The following is a 17,592-nucleotide window of genomic DNA, read 5'->3' on the forward strand; positions in this document are numbered from 1 at the left end:
GTAAGAGGAACCGGTAGAGCAACCTGTGTTGTGCCGCAAGGGCTAGTGCGGAGATCTGAACGGCGCAAAACCTGTTGCACCTGTGATCGATTGGTCGCTGTGGGCCACGTTACAGTGCCGTGAACTCTGGGAGCGCTCCCAGTTGTCGAGAGGGCGGCGGCATGACTCGACGAAAAGTGGCGTTGGCGGTTGCGGCGGTGGTGCTGATCGGCGGAACTCCCGCCGTCGCGGCACCGGCCGCGGTGGCGTGCACCGTCACCTACCAGGTCACCAACGAGTGGAACAACGGATTCGGCGCTGCTGTGTCGATCCGCAACGACGGGGAGGCGCTGAACGGCTGGAACCTCACGTGGACGTTCCCGGACGGGCAACGCGTCACGCAGGGGTGGAGCGGCAACTTCACGCAGACCGGCGCTGTGGTGAGCGTGACCAACCCGGCATGGGCACCCACGTTGCCCTCCGGCGGCACCGCACAGGTCGGCTTCAACGGCAGCAAGGGCTCGACGAACCGGCCACCGACGGACTTCGCCGTGAACGGCGTCTCCTGCACCGGCCCGAACCAGGCGCCGTCCGTGGCGCTGACGGCACCGGCGAGCGGCAGCAGCTACACCGTCGGAGCGCAGATCCCACTGGCGGCGACCGCGCAGGACACCGACGGAACGGTGGCCAAGGTCGACTTCTACGCCGGTGACACGCTCATCGCGACCGACACCAGCTCGCCGTACACCGGCACCTGGACCTCGGCGCCGGCGGGCGACCACAGCATCACCGCGCGGGCCACGGACAACCGCGGCGCCACCACGACCTCGGCACCGGCCGCGGTCAAGGTCCTCTCCGGGCCGGCGGTGCTCGCGTCCCCCAGCGCGGTCTCGGTCAAGCAGGGCCAGACGGCGACGTTCGACGTCTCCCTGGCCACGGCACCGAGCCAGCCGGTCACCGTCACCATCGCCCGCAGCGGCAGCACGGACCTGACGGCGACCCCGGCGACGCTCACGTTCTCCAGCACCGCGAAGCAGACCGTCACGGTGACCTCGGCGAACAACGGAGGCGCGCTCGGCACGGCCACGTTCACCGCGTCGGCCACCGGCTACAGCGCGGCGACCGTCACGGTCAAGGAGCTGGATCCGTCCATTTCGGACTTCAACAAGGCGTTCCTCGACCAGTACAACAAGATCAAGGACCCGGCGAGCGGCTACTTCCGCAAGTTCGGCGACCTGCTCGTGCCGTACCACTCGGTCGAGACGCTGATGGTGGAGGCACCGGACCACGGTCACCAGACCACGTCCGAGGCGTTCAGCTACTACCTGTGGCTGGAGGCGAGCTACGGCCGCGTCACCGGGGACTGGGCGCCGTTCAAGTCCGCGTTCGCGTCGATGGAGAAGTTCATCATCCCGGCGAAGGCAGACCAGCCGACGAACGACAAGTACGACCCGTCGAAGCCGGCGACCTACGCGCCGGAGCACCCGAGGATGGACCAGTACCCGGCGGTGCTGGACAGCGCCGTCCCGGTCGGTCAGGACCCGATCGCGGCAGAGCTCAAGACCGCGTACGGCAACTCGGACGTCTACGGCATGCACTGGCTGATCGACGTCGACAACACCTACGGCTTCGGCCGGTGCGGCGACGGCACGACGGCGCCCGCGTACATCAACACCTATCAGCGCGGTTCGTCGGAGTCGGTGTGGGAGACGATCCCGCAGCCCTCGTGCGACACGTTCAAGCACGGCGGCCCCAACGGCTTCCTGGACCTCTTCACCAAGGACGCCTCCTACGCCAAGCAGTGGAAGTACACCAACGCACCGGACGCGGACGCCCGCGTCGTGCAGGTGGCGCTGCTCGCCCAGCAGTGGGCCACGGCGCAGGGCAAGGCCGGCGACATCTCCGCGGAGATCGGCAAGTCCGCGAAGATGGGCGACTACCTGCGGTACGCCATGTTCGACAAGTACTTCAAGCGCATCGGCAACTGCAGCAGCCCGTCGTCGTGCCCCGGCGCGACCGGCAAGAACAGCGCGCACTACCTGATGTCCTGGTACTACGCCTGGGGCGGCGCGACCGACACGTCCGCCGGTTGGGCGTGGCGCATCGGTGACGGTGCCTCGCACCAGGGCTACCAGAACCCGCTGGCAGCGCACGCTCTCGCGAACGTGCCGGCGCTCAAGCCGTTGTCCGCCACCGGGCAGCAGGACTGGGCGACGTCGCTGAGCAGGCAGCTGGAGATGCTGCAGTGGCTGCAGTCGGCCGACGGCGGTCTCGCCGGCGGCGTGACGAACAGCTGGGAGGGCCAGTACGGCGCGGCTCCCTCGGGCACGCCGACGTTCTACGGCATGTACTACGACGCCCACCCGGTGTGGCGCGACCCGCCGAGCAACCGGTGGTTCGGCTTCCAGGTGTGGGGGATCGAGCGCACGGCCGCGCTGTACCGGCTGACCGGTGACGCGCGCGCCAAGAAGATCCTCGACAAGTGGGTGCCGTGGGCGATCGCGAACACCACGACCGGCACGAACTTCCAGATCCCCTCGGACCTGGAGTGGTCGGGAGCGCCGGACACGTGGAACGCCACCAACCCCGGCACGAACGCGAACCTGCGCGTGCGCGTGCTCAACCACAGCCAGGACGTCGGTGTGGCGGCGTCGTACGCCAAGGTGCTGCTGAACTACGCGGCGCGGTCGGGCAACGCCTCGGCCAAGACCACGGGTGAGTCGCTGCTGACGTCGTTGCTGCAGCACCAGGACAGCCTGGGCATCGCGACGCCGGAGACGCGCACGGACTACAACAGGTTCGACGACGTCTACAACACCAGCACCCGCGAGGGTCCGTACGTGCCGTCCGGCTGGACCGGGAAGATGCCGAACGGCGACACGATCGGCCAGGGCTCGTCGTTCCTGTCGATGCGGTCGATGTTCCGCAACGACCCGCAGTGGCCGAAGGTGCAGTCCTATCTGGACGGTGGACCGGCCCCGACGTTCACCTACCACCGCTTCTGGGCGCAAGCCGAGATCGCGACGGCGTTCTCCCTGCACGCCGAGATCTACGGGTGAGGAGTCCCGAGATGAGGAAACGAATAGCTCTCCTGGCAGTCGCTGCCGCTGTCGGCGCCGTTCTGGTGCACACCGGCGGCACGGCGGTCGCGCACGGGTCGATGGTCTGGCCAGGCAGCCGCACCTACCTCTGCTACGAGGACGGCCGCGCCGGCAGCGGTGGCGGCGATCTGCAGCCCACCAACCCGGCCTGTCAGGCCGCGGTCGCCCAGGGCGGGAAGCAACCGCTGTGGGACTGGTTCGGCAACCTGATCAGCAACGCCGCCGGGCGTCACCGGGAGATCATCCCGGACGGCAACCTGTGCGGTCCCACCACGAAGTACGCGGCCTACAACCTGACGCGCGGCGACTGGCCCACGACCCAGGTGCAGGCGAACAGCACGGTCACGTTGCGGTACAACGCGTGGGCGCCGCACCCCGGCACCTGGGAGCAGTACGTCACCAAGGACGGCTTCGACGTGACGAAGCCGCTCAAGTGGTCCGACCTCGAGTCGGCGCCGTTCGACAAGGTGACGAACCCGCCGCTCGCGAACGGTGAGTACGCCTGGCAGGCCCGTCTGCCCAACAAGTCGGGCCGGCACGTCATCTACTCGCTGTGGCAGCGCTCGGACAGCCCCGAGGCGTTCTACAGCTGCTCGGACGTCGTGTTCGGCGGGGGCACCGGCACCCCGGACACCACGGCGCCCTCGACGCCCGGCACCCCTGTCGCCTCCGGCGTCACCAGCAGCACCGTGAAGCTGGACTGGTCCGCGGCGACCGACAACATCGGTGTGACCGGCTACCGCGTCTACAGCGGTGGCCAGGTGGTCGCGACGTCGTCGACGAACTCGGTGACGGTCAGCGGCCTGAGTGCGGACACCTCGTACTCGTTCACCGTGGTGGCAACGGACTCCGCGGGCAACGCGTCGGCGGCCTCGTCGGGCGTCACGGTCAGAACCTCGACCGGCGGCGGCACCCCCACGGGTTCCTGCACGGTGGCCTACACGCGGCCGAGCACGTGGAACGGCGGCTTCACGGCGAACGTGGTGGTGTCCAACACCGGCACCAGTGCGATCAGCGCGTGGCAGCTCGTGTGGGCTTTCCCATCCGGGCAACAGCTCTCGCAGGCGTGGTCGTCGACCGTGACCGTCGCGAGTGGACAGGCCACGGCGAAGGGCGTGTCCTACAACGCGGACATACCGGCCGGCGGCTCGGTCTCGTTCGGGTTCAACGCCACGACGTCGTCCACACCGACGGATCCGACGTCCTTCACGCTCAACGGTTCGGCGTGCGCCGTCCGGTGACGAGGGCGTTGCTCGCCCTTCTGGTGGTGGGTTCGGTGACGTTCGCCCTCCTCGTAGGACGCGCCGAACCCACCCCGGACCTCAGCAGGGGCGTCGACGGCATCGCCGCGTGGCTGCACGACCTGACAGACGAGTGCTCGACCGTGCGGCGCGGTGACGACTTCACCGAGTTCGCCGGTCCGGTGCGGTCGAAGGTCTACGCGCCGTTCGTCGCGGAGTGGGGGACCTGCGCCAAGGAGCCGTACGGGCGGCTCGGGCTGCTGGTCCTGAGGCCTGGCCTGGACCAGGCCTGGCTGACGGCGCTCGCGGAGGGCGAGGTCCGGGGCGATCCGGACCTCGCCTTCGGGGACGGGTTCGCGCTCACCGGCTCGATCGGCATGGAGTACCTCGGCCTCAAAAGACTCGAGTGCACGCCCAGCGCGTGTTCGCTCGTGGAGATCAAGCACCATTGACAGACAGGAGATCCGGAGCAATGAAGCTCAACGGACAGAGGCGGTGGGCCGCGGCGGGAGTCGTGGTCGCCACTGCCGTGGCAACGTTCGGGGTGGCGATGAGCGCACCCGCGGGCGCCGCACCAGGGTGCCGTGTGGACTACACGGCGAACAGCTGGGGCGGAGGGGGTTTCGGTGCTGCGGTGAAGATCACCAACCTCGGTGACGCGATCTCAGGTGGCTGGACGCTCAAGTTCTCGTTCCCGGGAAGCCAGCGCGTGGCGCAGGGCTGGAGCGCGAACTGGTCGCAGTCCGGCAAGGACGTGACCGCGACGAGCCTGTCGTGGAACGCGAACCTCGGCACCAACGCCTCCATCGACCTCGGTTTCAACGGCAGCAACGCCGCGACCGGTGACGCGAACCCGTCGACGTTCACGTTGAACGGCACGACGTGCACCGGAACCGTGCCCACCAGCACGACCACGACGACCACGACGACGACCACCACGACCACGTCCAACGGCCCTGGCCCCGGCAACCGGGTCGACAACCCGTACGCGAACGCCAAGGTGTACGTGAACCCGGACTGGGCGGCCAAGGCGAGCGCGGAGTCGGGCGGCAGCAGGATCGCGAACCAGCCGACCGGCGTGTGGATGGACCGCATCGCGGCGATCACCGGCACCACCGGTGCCCGCGGACTGGCCTCGCACCTGGACGAGGCGGTGCGCCAGGCGGCGGGCTCACCGCTCGTCATCCAGCTGGTGATCTACAACCTGCCCGGTCGTGACTGCGCGGCTCTCGCGTCCAACGGCGAGCTCAAGGCCACGGAGATCGACCGGTACAAGACCGAGTACATCGACCCGATCGCGTCGATCCTCGCCCGGCCCGCGTACGCGAACCTGCGCATCGTGACCGTCGTGGAGATCGACTCGCTGCCGAACCTGATCACCAACGTGACGCCGCGGCCGACGCAGACGCCCAACTGCGACGTGATGAAGGCCAACGGCAACTACGTCACCGGTGTCGGCTACGCGCTCGCGAAGCTCGGCGCGGTGCCGAACGTCTACAACTACATCGACGTCGGCCACCACGGCTGGCTGGGCTGGGACGACAACTTCGGCCCGTCCGCGGAGCTGCTGTTCCAGGCCGCCAACGCGTCCGGCAGCACCAAGGCCAACGTGCACGGCTTCATCGCCAACACCGCGAACTACGGCATCCTGACCGAGCCGAACTTCTCGATCGACGAGTCGATCAACGGCACGCAGGTCCGCCAGTCGAAGTGGGTGGACTGGAACCGCTACACCGGTGAGCTGCCCTACGCCCAGGCGTTCCGGCAGAGGGCCGTGCAGGCGGGCTTCGACGCGAACGTCGGCATGCTGATCGACACCAGCCGCAACGGCTGGGGCGGCTCGGCACGCCCGACCGGACCTGGTCCGCGCACGTCGGTGGACGCCTACGTCGACGGCGGCAGGCTCGACCGGCGCATCCACCTCGGCAACTGGTGCAACCAGTCCGGTGCCGGTCTCGGCGAGCGTCCGAAGGCCGCGCCCGCCGCGGGTATCGACGCCTACGTGTGGATCAAGCCGCCGGGCGAGTCGGACGGCGCGAGCGAGGACATCCCGAACAACGAGGGCAAGGGCTTCGACCGGATGTGCGACCCGACGTACACCGGCAACGCCAGGAACAACAACAACATGTCGGGCGCGCTCGGGAACGCGCCGCTGTCCGGACACTGGTTCTCCGGTCAGTTCCAGGAGCTCATGCGCAACGCCTATCCGGCGCTGTGAGCTGCGGGATGTGAGCGTGCCCATGCGGCCGGCCTCGTTGCCCGAGGTCGCGCCGCGTGGGTGCGCTCTTCCGGCCTGTTCCCGAGTTCTGTCGGGCAAGTTTCCAGACGGTGCTGAATTCGTCTGGACCATCCGAAATGCGCAATGTTAACGCACACATAACACTTGATGTGATCAGAAGGTGCTCCCTATGGTGTCGGCACGCTCACTGAGCGCAAGCGCGAGAGGAGGCTGTGTGGTCACCATCGCGGACGTCGCAAGGCACGCAGGGGTAGCCCCGAGCACGGTCTCCTACGTCCTCACCGGCAAGCGGTCCATCTCTGCGGACACGAAGACGAGAGTCCGCGAGAGCATCAGAGCCCTGGGCTACCAGCCGCACGCCTCCGACCGCACCATGTCGGCGGGCCGCACGAACGTGATCGGGCTCGTCCTCCCGCTGCGCGCCGGCACGCACCTGCCCGCCGTGATGCGCTTCGTCACCGCCGCGGTCACCACCGCCCGCCGTTACGACATGGACCTGCTCCTCATGACCGCGGACGACGGCGCGGCCGGCCTGCGCCGGGCGGCGAACGGCGCCCAGGTCGACGGGTTCCTCGTGATGGACGTGGAGATGGACGACGACCGGGTGCCGTTGCTGCGGCAGCTGGCCAAGCCGTCCGTCCTCATCGGACACCCGGCGGCCGCCCGCGGACTCACCTGCGTGGACCTGGACTTCGAGGCGGCGGGCGCGAAGTGCGTCGACCACCTGGCGGACCTCGGCCACCGCTCGATCGGTTTCCTGGGCGCGCCCAGCGCCGTCTACCGGCGCAGCACCGGCTTCGCCCACCGCACCATGAACGGCTTCAGCGCGGCCGCGATGCGCCGCGGGATCGCCGCCACCGCACTGGCCGTCGAGGGCGACCACGACTCGGTGCTGCGGGCGACCAAGGCCCTGATCCGCGCACACCCGTCGATGACGGCCCTGGTGGTGCACAACGAGGCCGCCCTGGGCTGGATCACGACGTGCCTGCGGGCGGCGGGCCGGCAGGTGCCGGGGGACGTCGCGGTGGTGGCGATCTGCCCGGACGAACTGGCGGAGCAGACGTCGCCGTTGCTCACCTCGGTGCGGTTGCCGGCGGAGGAACTGGGGCGGCACGCCGTCGACCTGCTCGTGGCGAAGCTGGAGGGGAAGCAGCCGCCGCCGTTGATGTTGTTGCCGCCGCGGTTGTCGCGGCGCGCGAGCACACCGGATCCGGCGCCGCACCGCGGCACGGCCTGACTGGCCCATCGAGCGGACGGTCGCAGGGCGGCGTCAGCCTGCGCGGAAACGCGGCGCGCGCGGGCAGGGCGCGCCCGCAGACCGTCCCGGAGGAGTGCGCGACGCCACGGCGGAGCGACGGTCGCGCACTCCTCCACCCACCGGACCTAGACTCGCGCGGGTGGAACTGGCGGAAGCACTGGCGCGCAACGTGGTCGTGCTCGACGGCGGCATGTCGACGGCGCTGGAGCTCGCCGGGCACGACCTGTCCGACGAACTGTGGTCGGCGCGGCTGCTGCTCACCGACCCGGACGCCGTGCGCGCCGCCCACCTCGCCTACTACCGGGCGGGTGCCCAGGTCGCCATCACCGCGAGCTACCAGGCGAGCTTCGAGGGCTTCGCGAAGCGGAACATCAGCGCGAGCGAGACGGCCCGCCTGCTCAGGACCAGCGTGGAACTCGCGCGCTCGGCCGCGTCCGAAGTGGACGGACCGCGCTGGGTGGCGGCGTCGGTCGGACCGTACGGGGCGGTGCTCGCGGACGGGTCGGAGTACCGCGGCCGCTACGGGCTGACCAGGCGGGAGCTCGTGGCGTTCCACCGGCGGCGGATCGAGGAGCTGTGCGCGGCAGGGCCGGACGTGCTCGCGATCGAGACCATCCCCGACGTCGACGAGGCGGAGGCGGTGCTGGAGATCGTGCGTGGGCAGGGAGTTCCGGTCTGGCTCTCCTACAGCGCGCGCGGCGACCGGACCTGTGCGGGACAACCGCTTCGCGAGGCGTTCGGGTTGGCGGAGGCCGGCGAGGTGATCGCGGTCGGGGTGAACTGCTGTCCGCCGGAGGACGTCACGAACGCGGTCGCCACGGCGGCACGGGTGACGGGGAAGCCGGTCGTCGTGTACCCGAACAGCGGGGAGACCTGGGACGCGCGGAACCGGTCGTGGGGCGGCGACGGGACCGGGTTCGCGGCGGGGGAGTGGGTCGAGGGCGGTGCCCGGCTGGTGGGAGGGTGCTGCCGCACCGGGCCCGAGGCGATCGCGGTGCTCGCGGAGGAGTTGGCGGGGAGGTCCTGAGCGGACCGGGCCGGGGCGGTGGTCGCCCCGGCCTGGTCGGCGCTTCGGTCAGGCGGCGGTTGCCCTGGCCCGGTTTGTGCTTGTGTCAGGAGGTGGTCGCCCCGGCCGGGTGCGCGTTGCGGTCAGGCGGCGGTCGCCCCGGTCCGTGCTGCGGCCAGGGCAGCGGTCGCCGCCCTGGCCGTGCTTCCGTCAGGCGACGGCGCACTGCACGCCGTTGAGCGTGAACCCGCCGGCGGCCGCGCTGTTGCCCGTGTGCGTGGCCTGGAAGCCGATCGACACCTGGGCTGAGGGCGCGATCTGCCCGTTGTAGGAGACGTTCGACGCGGTCACCTGGCCGCTGGCAGGCGAGTAGGTCGCGCTCCAGCCGCCCGTGATCGTCTGTCCACCTGGGAGCGCGAACTGCAGCCTCCAGCCGTTCACCGCCGTCGACGACGTGTTGGTGATGGTGATCGTCTCGGTGAGGCCGTTGTTCCAGGCGTTCACCGCGGCCTTGACCGAGCAGCCCCCGGTCGGGGGCGGAGTGGTGGTCGTGGTCGTCGTCGTGGTGGTGGGATCCGTGGACGGGCGGTCCAGGCCGAGGAACGTGATGGCGTACCCGACCATCCCGGAGGTCGGGACGTCGTGGCCGGTGCCCTGGGCGCTGATGCCCTCGACGACACCCGTGGTGCCGTAGCGGGTGCGGGTCCAGTTGGACTGGGGCTGGTCCGTGGACGCCGGCGTCCTGCTCACGCCGTGCACGTTCGTCCACTGGTCGAGCGCCTCGCCGAAGTTCGGGTACGCCAGCGTGGTGTCGTTCGTGCCGTGCCACAGCTGCATCCGCGGGTAGGTGCCCGTGTAGCCGGGGTACATCGCCCTGGCCTGGTCGCCCCACTGCTGCGGCGTCTTCTGCAGGGTGCCGCCCGAGCACTGGCTGTTCCACAGCGAACCGTCGGTCGTCGCGAAGCACCCCGCGGGGACACCGGCGAAGGCCGACGCCGCGCTGAACACGTCCGGGTACTCGGCGGCCAGCACGTTGGTCATCATCGCGCCGGACGAGATGCCCGAGACGACGATGCGCGACGGGTCGACGTTGTAGCGCTGCCGTGCGTGCGCGACCATCGACATGATGCCGGTGGAGTCGCTGCCCCCGTTGCGGCGCAACGCGTTCTGGGTGGATACGTCGAAGCAGCGGCCGTCTCTCGTCGCCTCGGGGTAGACGATCACGAAGCCGTGGCGGTCCGCGGCGGTGACGTAGTCGCGGCCGCCGCCGTTGTGCACCGCGCTCGCCGTCCCGGTGCAGTAGTGGATCATCAGGAGCAGCGCGGGACGGGCGGCCAGCCGGTCCGGCGCGTAGACGTACATGTTCAGGTTGGTCGGGTTGGCACCGAAACCGGTGACCTGGGTGAGGGACGCGGCGTGTGCCTGCCGCGGCGCGAAGGAGAAGGCGACTGCGGCGATCAGCGACAGCGCGGCGGCGACCAGGGCGACGACGCGGTACCTGGTCACGCGCCGGTCGTGGTTCGGAATGGTCATGACGACCTCGTTCTCTTGCCGGTGTGGAGCGCGAGGGCAGGCCGGCGCCCGCGGAGGACGTCACGTCGCTCCGCGGGGCCTGCCTGTGGTGGGGGACGTCAGCGAGCCGTGCAGGTCGGGTTCAGGCCCGATCCGTTGCCGCTGCCCTGGAAGCCGAACTCGGTGGACCCGCCCGCGGGCACGCTGGCGTTGTAGTCCACGTTGGTCCAGTTGACGGTTCCGCTGTTGCCGCTGCGGGTCGCGCTCCACGCACCCGTGACCGTGCCGTTCGACAGAGTGGTCGTGACGGTCCAGCCGCTCAGCGCCCTCGAACCCGCGGTGACCTTGATCGTGGCGACGAAGCCCTCGTTCCACTGGTTCAACGACACCGTCGCCGTGCAGCCGCCGGTGCCGGGGTCGTTGCTCGTCGTCGTGGTGGTGGTTGTGGTCGTCGTCGGGTCGGTGCCGCCACCCGCGTTGAGCGCGTCCAGCGTCGAGTTGTAGGCGGCCTTCTTGTTGCCGCTGCCGTCGAACAGCAACGGGGTGCCTGACGCGCGCCACGAGTCGGTGTCGCGGATGCCCCACACGGTGATGCCGGTGCACCGGGTGACGGCGAGGCAGGCCTGGGTGACCCGCTGGAAGTTCTGGGCCTGCGTGCTGCCGGAACCCTCGATGTCGAGCTCGGTGATCTGCACGTCGACACCGAGGTTCGCGAAGTTCTGCAGCGTGGTCTGGTAGTTCGACGGCACCGGGCTGTTGCTGTTGAAGTGCGACTGCAGACCGACGCAGTCGATCGGGACGCCGCGGGACTTGAAGTCCTGCACCATCCGGTACACCGCCTGGGTCTTCGCGTGCGACCAGTCGTCGGTGTTGTAGTCGTTGTAGCAGAGCTTCGCGCCGGAATCGGCCGCACGAGCCGCGCGGAAGGCGGCCTCGATCCAGTCGTTGCCGGTGCGCTGGAGGTTGGAGTCGCGGCGGGCACCGCTGCTGCCGTCGGCGAAGGCCTCGTTGACGACGTCCCAGGCGTAGATCTTGCCGCGGTAGTACGTCGCGACCTGGGTGACGTGGTTGAGCATCGCGTTGCGTAGGGCCGTGCCGGACATGTTCTGCATCCAGCCCGGCTGCTGCGAGTGCCACGCCAACGCGTGTCCGCGCACCCGCTTGCCCTGGTTGCGGGCCTGGTTCACGATCCGGTCGCCGTTGGTGTAGCTGAACTGGTTCTGGTTCGGCTCGGTCGCGTCCATCTTCATCTCGTTCTCGGCCGTGACCATGTCGAACTCGCGGTTGAGGATCCCCACGTAGGTCGAGTCGCTCAGCTTGTTCGCGGAGACGGCGGTGCCGAAGTAACGGCCGCTCTGCTGGGCCGCGGCGGCGAGAGTGGTCGCCGCGTTCGCGGCGGGAGGTGCGATCAGGGTGGCGCCGATTACCGCTGTCGCGACCGTCACGATGATCGGGATCAGGGCCACTGACTTCGATGTCAGTTTCATCTTCCACACTTTCCGTGGTCGACCCGGAATGCAGGGCGGGTGATGGGCAGGGCAGAAGGCCGGACCCGGTGCGCCATTGCCGGATCTCGGTGGGCGGTGAGAATTGACGGAAGTTGTTCCGCCGCCGCCCTCCGTTGCCGTTCCGGAGTGTCGCAGCCGCCGGTCCGCGGTTACAAGAAGTGTCCGTCGAATTCGACTGCAGGTTGCCCTGATCGGCCTAGTGGTTTGAGGGAGCGCTCCCAACTACCACGTCACGACGTTGATCGCATTCCCTGTAAGCGTTTTCGAAACTTTCTTGGGGATGTCGCCGGCAGCGCTTCCGCCGTTGACGATTTAGCGTTCCCTGGTTACGTTGGCCGAAACTCGCATTCGCCTCTCCCTTGTTGCGAGAGCGCTCTCGCGTTGCTGGTCGTCACTTTCGGAAAGCAATGACGCTGCGAGAACCGAATCACTGCAACCGAGTGAACTGGAGACACCATGACACGGTGGAAGCGGGGCACGGGCGCGTGCGCACTCGCGGGCGCGGTCGTCGCCGGGGTCACCGCCCTGGTCGTCGGCGGCGGCGCGACGGTCAGTGCGGCCGAGTCGGCGTTCTACGTCGACCCGGCGACCGCGGGCGCGCGGTGGGTGGCCGCCAACCCCGGTGACTCGCGGGCGGCGGTCATCCGCGACCGCGTCGCGTCGGTGCCGCAGGCGCGGTGGTACACCACCACGAACACCTCGACGGTGAGGTCGGAGGTCAGCTCGTTCGTGGGAGCGGCGGCCTCCGCGGGGAAGATCCCGATCCTGGTTGTCTACAACATCCCCAACCGCGACTGCGGCGGCGCCAGTGGTGGTGGAGCGTCGTCCCACGCGGCGTACCGCGCCTGGGTCGACGAGGTCGCGGCGGGCCTCGCCGGCCGTCCGGCGACGATCGTGCTGGAACCGGACGTGCTGCCGTTGATGACCAACTGCCAGAACGCGGACCAGCAGAGCCAGACCAGGGCGTCGATGGCCTACGCGGGCAAGAAGCTGAAGTCCGGCTCCGGCCAGGCCAAGGTCTACTTCGACATCGGCCACTCCTCGTGGCTCACCCCGTCGGAGGCCGCGAACCGCCTGCGCGGCGCGGACATCTCCAACAGCGCCGACGGCATCTCGACGAACGTGTCCAACTACCGGTCCACCTCCGACGAGGTGAACTTCGCGAAGAACGTGCTCAACGCCGTCGGTGACAGCCGCCTCAAGGCCGTGGTCGACACCAGCCGCAACGGCAACGGCCCCGCCGGCAGCGAGTGGTGCGACCCGGCCGGACGCGCGATCGGCACGCCCAGTACGACGAACACGGGCGACTCGAAGATCGAGGCGTTCCTGTGGGTCAAGCTGCCGGGCGAGTCGGACGGCTGCATCGCGCCCGCAGGCCAGTTCGTGCCCCAGCGCGCCTACGACCTCGCGATGGCGGCGGGCCCGATCACGACGACGACCACCACGACCACGACCACGTCGGGCGGCGGCAACCCCGGTGGCGGCTGCACCGCGACCCACCGCGTGACGAGCCAGTGGCAGGGCGGCTACTCGGCGGAGGTCGTGATCGTGAACCGCGGCTCGGCGATCAACGGGTGGACGTTCTCGTTCTCCGCTCCGGGAGTCTCGGTGACGCAGGGCTGGAACGGCACGTGGACCGACGCGGGCGACGAGGTCCGGGTGGCCAACGCGGCGTGGAACGGCTCGATCGCGTCCGGTGGCCAGCTCAGCATCGGCTACAACGCGAACTACAACGGCACACCGCCGTTCTCGTCGCCGGTGCTGAACGGCGTCGCCTGTTCCTGACGCGGTGAGGTCCCCGGCCTGGATCAGGCCGGGGACCTTTTGCGTGTTTGCGTTAACAGGGGAGTGACAATGCGCTTCACTCAGAGCGTTCCGGAATCCAGCGATTCCGAAGGTTAGCGATAACATCGAGCTCTTTTATGGCTCGATGACGCCGTTCTCCTGCAGCGCGAGCCTCAACGCGTGCAAGCCGTGCTGCAGCCGCGTTTTCACGGTGTCCCGAGGCAGTCCCAACGCGTCGGACACCTCGGCCACCGACTCACCGCGGTAGCAGGCCCGCACGACCACCACCCGGTGCTCGGGTTCGAGCGCAGACAGGGCGTCGGCGACGAGTGAGGCACCGGCTGGGCGGGATTTACGCGCGTTCACAGGACGTCTAAGCGCGCAGGGCCGGTGCGCGGCGTCCGTCGAGGCTGTTCAGGAGTGCGCGCCGGTCCACCTTTCCGCGCGCGGTGGTGGGCAGCGCGTCGAGCGGGACGATCAGCGTGGGCACGCAGTAGTGCGGCAGCCGTTGGGAGACCGCGCGCCTGGCCAGCTCCGGTGCCGCGGTGCGGGGGCTGATGAACCCGACGAGTCTCCCGTCGTGCACCACGGTCGCGGCCCTCTCGCAGGCGCGCTCCAGCGCGGCGGTGACGGTGAGCAGCTCGAACCGGTGCCCGAGCACCTCGACCCGGTCGCCGGCCCTGCCGCGGTGCTCCAGCTGACCGTCGGCCGTCCACCTGCCGAGGTCGCGCGTCCGGAACATCACCCCGCGGCCGAGGAACGGGTCGGGGAGGTAGCGCTCCGCTGTCAGGTCGAGATCGCCCGCGTACCCGGCGGTCACGCCCGCGCCGCCCACCCACACCTCGCCGATCTCGCCGACGGGACGTGGCCGCAGGTCGTCGTCGAGCACGTACGCGGTCGTGTTCGGGACGGGCCGTCCGGCGGTGAGCGGTCCGGTGCCCGGCTCGTAGCGCTGCACGGTGCTGACGACGGTCGCCTCGGTGGGTCCCCAGGCGTGGTGGAAGGCCGCCCGGCGGGACCACGTGTCCGCCAGCGCCTGCGGGCACCGTTCACCGGCGACCACGACCGTGCGCACCCGGTGACACGCTTCAGGGGACAGGGAGGCCAGCAGTCCGGGTGTGGTGATCAGGACGTCCGCGGTGCTCGCCGCCCGTTCGGCGTCCTCGCCGCGCAGCACCAGGGTGCCGCCGTTGGCGAGCGTGCCGAGCACCTCCCACATCGCGAGGTCGGACCCGATGTCCAGCAGCTGGGCCACCCTCGTCCCCGGCGTGACGCCGAGTGATCCGGGAGCGGTGAGCACGAGGTTGCACAGGCCGGCGTGCGTGACGCGCACACCGGTGGTGCCGGCGAAGACGACGGCGGCGACGTCCGACTCGGCGGTGATGGTCCGGCAGAAGCCGCCCGCACCGGGCAGGGCGTCGATGGTGATGACGGTGGCGAGGTGCTCGGGCAGCACGTCCGCGCTCGTGGTGAGCACGACGTTGATGCGCGCGGTGCGGACCACGTGCCGCAGCTGCGCCTCCGGCGTGGTGCTCACGTCCTGCGGCACGTAGGACGCCCCGGCCTTGAGCACGGCGAGAACGCCCACGACCATCGAGATCGACCGCGTGAGGAACAGTCCCACGTGGTCACCCGGCCGCACACCGGCGCGGACCAGCAGTTCGGCCAGCAGCCCTGCCCTGGTGTCCAGTTCGGCGTAGGTGATCGACTCGCCGAGGTGCTCCACCGCTGTCGCGCGAGGACGCCGAGCGGCGTGCGCCTCGAAGGCGTGGTGGACGTGGTCGGACGGCGGTGTGCGGATCGGCCCGGCGCCGAACGCCCGGAACAGCGCGCGGTCGGTGGTGGTCAGCTGCCTCAAGGCGGTTTCCAGGAACTCGGCTGTCACGACAGGACCTCCCCACGAGTGGTGTTCTCCCCATCTTGAACGAGACAGACCATGCGTGGTGACAACCTGTCGATTCGCCAGTCGAATCGATAAAGTCGTTGTGCCGCAGCGACTTGCGCGGTATTGCCCCAAACGACGGGAATCGGAAGTGGACGAGGGCACGAACATCGTGATGGTCAACCCCGCGGGCCAGGTGCTGCTGTACCTGCGCGACGACAAGCCCGAGATCAGGTTTCCGAACACCTGGTGCCTGCCCGGCGGTTATCTGGAGGAGGGCGAGACCCCGCACGAGTGCGTCCGGCGGGAGATCGAGGAGGAGATGGGCGTCGTCCTCGCGGCGGGCGACGTCCACCACCTGGCCTCCGAGCAGCGGTTCTACGGAGTGGAGCACACCTTCTGGGCCGAGGCGGACCTCGACCTCGACGAGGTGGTGCTCACCGAGGGCCAGCGACTGAGGTGGTTCACGCGCGAGGAGGTCGAGGCGCACGAGCTCGGCTACGAGGACAACGTGATCCTCGCCGAGTTCTTCGCACGCGCGGGCCATCACCCAGGTGGATGATCATCAGCCCGCCGGTTTGTCATGGTCGTCTGCGCATATGAGCATCTGTCCTATGACGACAGTCGAGCACGCTCCCGCCGAACTGCACCGCCACACCCACGGACCCGGCTGCGGCCACGACGCGATCGTGCACCGCGACCACGTCGACTACCTGCACGACGGCCACCTGCACCGCGAACACGTGACGGACCGCGGCGTGCACTACGACGAGTGCGACAAGTGCCGATGCGCGCACTGCGCGGACTCCTGCGCGCAGTGCGACTGCTCGGAATGCGACTGCCCGACCTGCAACCACGCCATGTGCGCGTGCGACGGCTGCAACGACTCGTGCGCCAACTGCACGTGTGCGGAGTGCAGTTGCCCCACGTGCGCGCACGCGGCGTGATTCAGTCCGCAGTGGACAGTTGGAACACCGTCTCCTGGTGGTAGACCTCGCCGGGGCGCAGCACCGTGCTGGGGAAGTCGGGGCGGTTCGGCGAGTCCGGGAAGTGCTGCGCCTCCAGGGCGAAACCGGCACCGGGCCCGTACGCGCGCCCACCGGTGCCGACCAGCTCGTCGGTGAGGAAGTTGCCCGAGTAGAACTGCAGGCCCGGCTCGGTGGTCCACATCGTCAGCAGACGGCCGGACGCCGGGTCGCAGGCCTGCGCGGCGAACGACGCCCCGGACGAGTCCAGCACCCAGTTGTGGTCGTAGCCGCCCGCGATGCCGAGCTGCGGGTGGGACGCGCCGATGCGGGCGCCGATGGCGGTCGGCAGCCGGAAGTCGAACGGGCTCGCGTCCACGGGAACGGGATCTCCCACCGGGATGAGCGTGTCGTCGACCGGGCAGAACCGGCCCGCGTTGAGCATCAGCGTGTGGCCGTGCACGTCGCCGCTGCCCTCCCCGGCCAGGTTCCAGTAGCTGTGGTTGGTCATGTTGAGGACGGTGGGCGCGTCCGCGGTCGCGCGGTAGGTGATCGTCAGGCGGTTGTGCCGGTCGAGCCGGTACGTCACCTGCGCCGCCACCGCGCCGGGGAAGCCGCCGTCGCCGTCCGGGCTCACCAGGTCGAGCCGCACGCCCACGCTGTCCGGTTCGCGCAGTTCCGTCGCGGACCATACCCGCGTGTCGAACCCCTCCGGCCCGCCGTGCAGGCTGTTCGGGCCGTCGTTGACCGGAAGCCGGTACCCGACGTCGTCGAGGGTGAACGCGCCGCGGGCGATCCGGTTGGCGTAGCGGCCGACCGTGGCTCCGAAGAACACCCTGTTCGCGCCGGGCTCGCTGTTCTTGACGTAGTCGTCGAGCGAGGGGAAGCCGAGCACCACGTTGGCGGGGACGCCGTCGCGGTCCGGCGCCTCCAGCGACTGCAGGACGCCGCCGTAGTCCAGCACCCGCGCGGTGAGCCCGCCGGGCCACGTCAGGACGTACCGGTGGACGGCGGTGTCACCGATGTGGCCGAACAGCTCCCGGTGGAGCGCGGGTTCCCGCTGCGACATCGAACTCCTCGTGATCAGTTGACCAGGCCGCGGCCGGATCCGTTGTG

General features: G+C 69.6%; 14 protein-coding genes. 9 read left to right on the forward strand and 5 right to left on the reverse strand.

Annotated features, from left to right (window positions below; all coding sequences use genetic code 11):
- Positions 1-161: 161 nt before the first annotated feature.
- The 6 genes from ACFWN2_RS00105 to mmuM all read left to right on the forward strand — a co-directional run bounded on the left by ACFWN2_RS00105 (position 162) and on the right by mmuM (position 8,845).
- Positions 162-3,038 (forward strand): glycoside hydrolase family 48 protein, encoded by a 2,877-nt coding sequence (locus tag ACFWN2_RS00105; protein WP_382423863.1) that lies wholly within the window; start codon positions 162-164, stop codon positions 3,036-3,038.
- An 11-nt stretch (positions 3,039-3,049) separates the two neighbouring features.
- Positions 3,050-4,321 (forward strand): lytic polysaccharide monooxygenase, encoded by a 1,272-nt coding sequence (locus ACFWN2_RS00110; protein WP_382423864.1) that lies wholly within the window; start codon positions 3,050-3,052, stop codon positions 4,319-4,321.
- Complete coding sequence (locus tag ACFWN2_RS00115) at positions 4,306-4,773, forward strand: hypothetical protein (RefSeq protein ID WP_382423865.1); 468 nt, start codon at positions 4,306-4,308, stop codon at positions 4,771-4,773. Before ACFWN2_RS00110 ends, ACFWN2_RS00115 begins: the two co-directional genes overlap by 16 nt.
- Positions 4,774-4,793: 20 nt before the next feature.
- Positions 4,794-6,539, forward strand: a complete 1,746-nt coding sequence (locus tag ACFWN2_RS00120) for a glycoside hydrolase family 6 protein (RefSeq protein WP_382423866.1) — start codon at positions 4,794-4,796, stop codon at positions 6,537-6,539.
- A gap of 235 nt (positions 6,540-6,774) precedes the next feature.
- Entirely contained in the window at positions 6,775-7,797 is a 1,023-nt protein-coding gene (locus ACFWN2_RS00125) for a LacI family DNA-binding transcriptional regulator (RefSeq protein WP_382423867.1), read from the forward strand.
- 160 nt (positions 7,798-7,957) lie between these two features.
- On the forward strand, positions 7,958-8,845 hold the full coding sequence (gene mmuM / locus ACFWN2_RS00130; protein ID WP_382423868.1) for a homocysteine S-methyltransferase: 888 nt from the start codon (positions 7,958-7,960) through the stop codon (positions 8,843-8,845).
- Between the two features lie 189 nt (positions 8,846-9,034).
- On the opposite strand, the gene ACFWN2_RS00135 is transcribed toward mmuM, so the two are convergent.
- Together ACFWN2_RS00135 and ACFWN2_RS00140 are read right to left on the reverse strand one after the other, a co-directional pair.
- The gene (locus ACFWN2_RS00135; protein ID WP_382423869.1) at positions 9,035-10,357 is read right to left on the reverse strand and encodes a PHB depolymerase family esterase; all 1,323 of its coding nucleotides are present in this window, start codon (positions 10,355-10,357) and stop codon (positions 9,035-9,037) included.
- Positions 10,358-10,455: 98 nt separating this feature from the next.
- On the reverse strand, positions 10,456-11,823 hold the full coding sequence (locus ACFWN2_RS00140; protein WP_382423870.1) for an endo-1,4-beta-xylanase: 1,368 nt from the start codon (positions 11,821-11,823) through the stop codon (positions 10,456-10,458).
- Between the two features lie 477 nt (positions 11,824-12,300).
- Between ACFWN2_RS00140 and ACFWN2_RS00145 the strand changes: the two genes are divergently transcribed.
- On the forward strand, positions 12,301-13,629 hold the full coding sequence (locus tag ACFWN2_RS00145) for a glycoside hydrolase family 6 protein (protein ID WP_382423871.1): 1,329 nt from the start codon (positions 12,301-12,303) through the stop codon (positions 13,627-13,629).
- A gap of 135 nt (positions 13,630-13,764) precedes the next feature.
- Here the strand turns inward: ACFWN2_RS00145 and ACFWN2_RS00150 are convergent, their stop codons facing one another.
- A complete protein-coding gene (locus ACFWN2_RS00150) occupies positions 13,765-13,995 on the reverse strand; it encodes a sigma factor-like helix-turn-helix DNA-binding protein (RefSeq protein ID WP_382423872.1) in 231 nt (76 codons plus the stop codon).
- A gap of 7 nt (positions 13,996-14,002) precedes the next feature.
- Entirely contained in the window at positions 14,003-15,514 is a 1,512-nt protein-coding gene (locus tag ACFWN2_RS00155; protein WP_382423873.1) for an AMP-binding protein, read from the reverse strand.
- Between the two features lie 148 nt (positions 15,515-15,662).
- On the opposite strand from ACFWN2_RS00155, the gene ACFWN2_RS00160 reads away from it, so the two are divergent.
- Together ACFWN2_RS00160 and ACFWN2_RS00165 are read left to right on the forward strand one after the other, a co-directional pair.
- Positions 15,663-16,073, forward strand: a complete 411-nt coding sequence (locus ACFWN2_RS00160; protein ID WP_382423874.1) for an NUDIX domain-containing protein — start codon at positions 15,663-15,665, stop codon at positions 16,071-16,073.
- 52 nt (positions 16,074-16,125) lie between these two features.
- Positions 16,126-16,458 carry a hypothetical protein gene (locus ACFWN2_RS00165; RefSeq protein WP_382423875.1) on the forward strand — a complete coding sequence of 111 codons (333 nt, stop codon included), beginning with the start codon at positions 16,126-16,128 and terminating at the stop codon, positions 16,456-16,458.
- Position 16,459: 1 nt separating this feature from the next.
- Here the strand turns inward: ACFWN2_RS00165 and ACFWN2_RS00170 are convergent, their stop codons facing one another.
- Positions 16,460-17,545, reverse strand: coding sequence for an aldose epimerase family protein (locus ACFWN2_RS00170; protein WP_382423876.1), 1,086 nt, complete (start codon positions 17,543-17,545; stop codon positions 16,460-16,462).
- Positions 17,546-17,592: the final 47 nt, after the last annotated feature.

Origin of the sequence: Lentzea sp. NPDC058436 (assembly GCF_042721515.1) — a bacterium.
GTDB lineage: Bacteria > Actinomycetota > Actinomycetes > Mycobacteriales > Pseudonocardiaceae > Lentzea.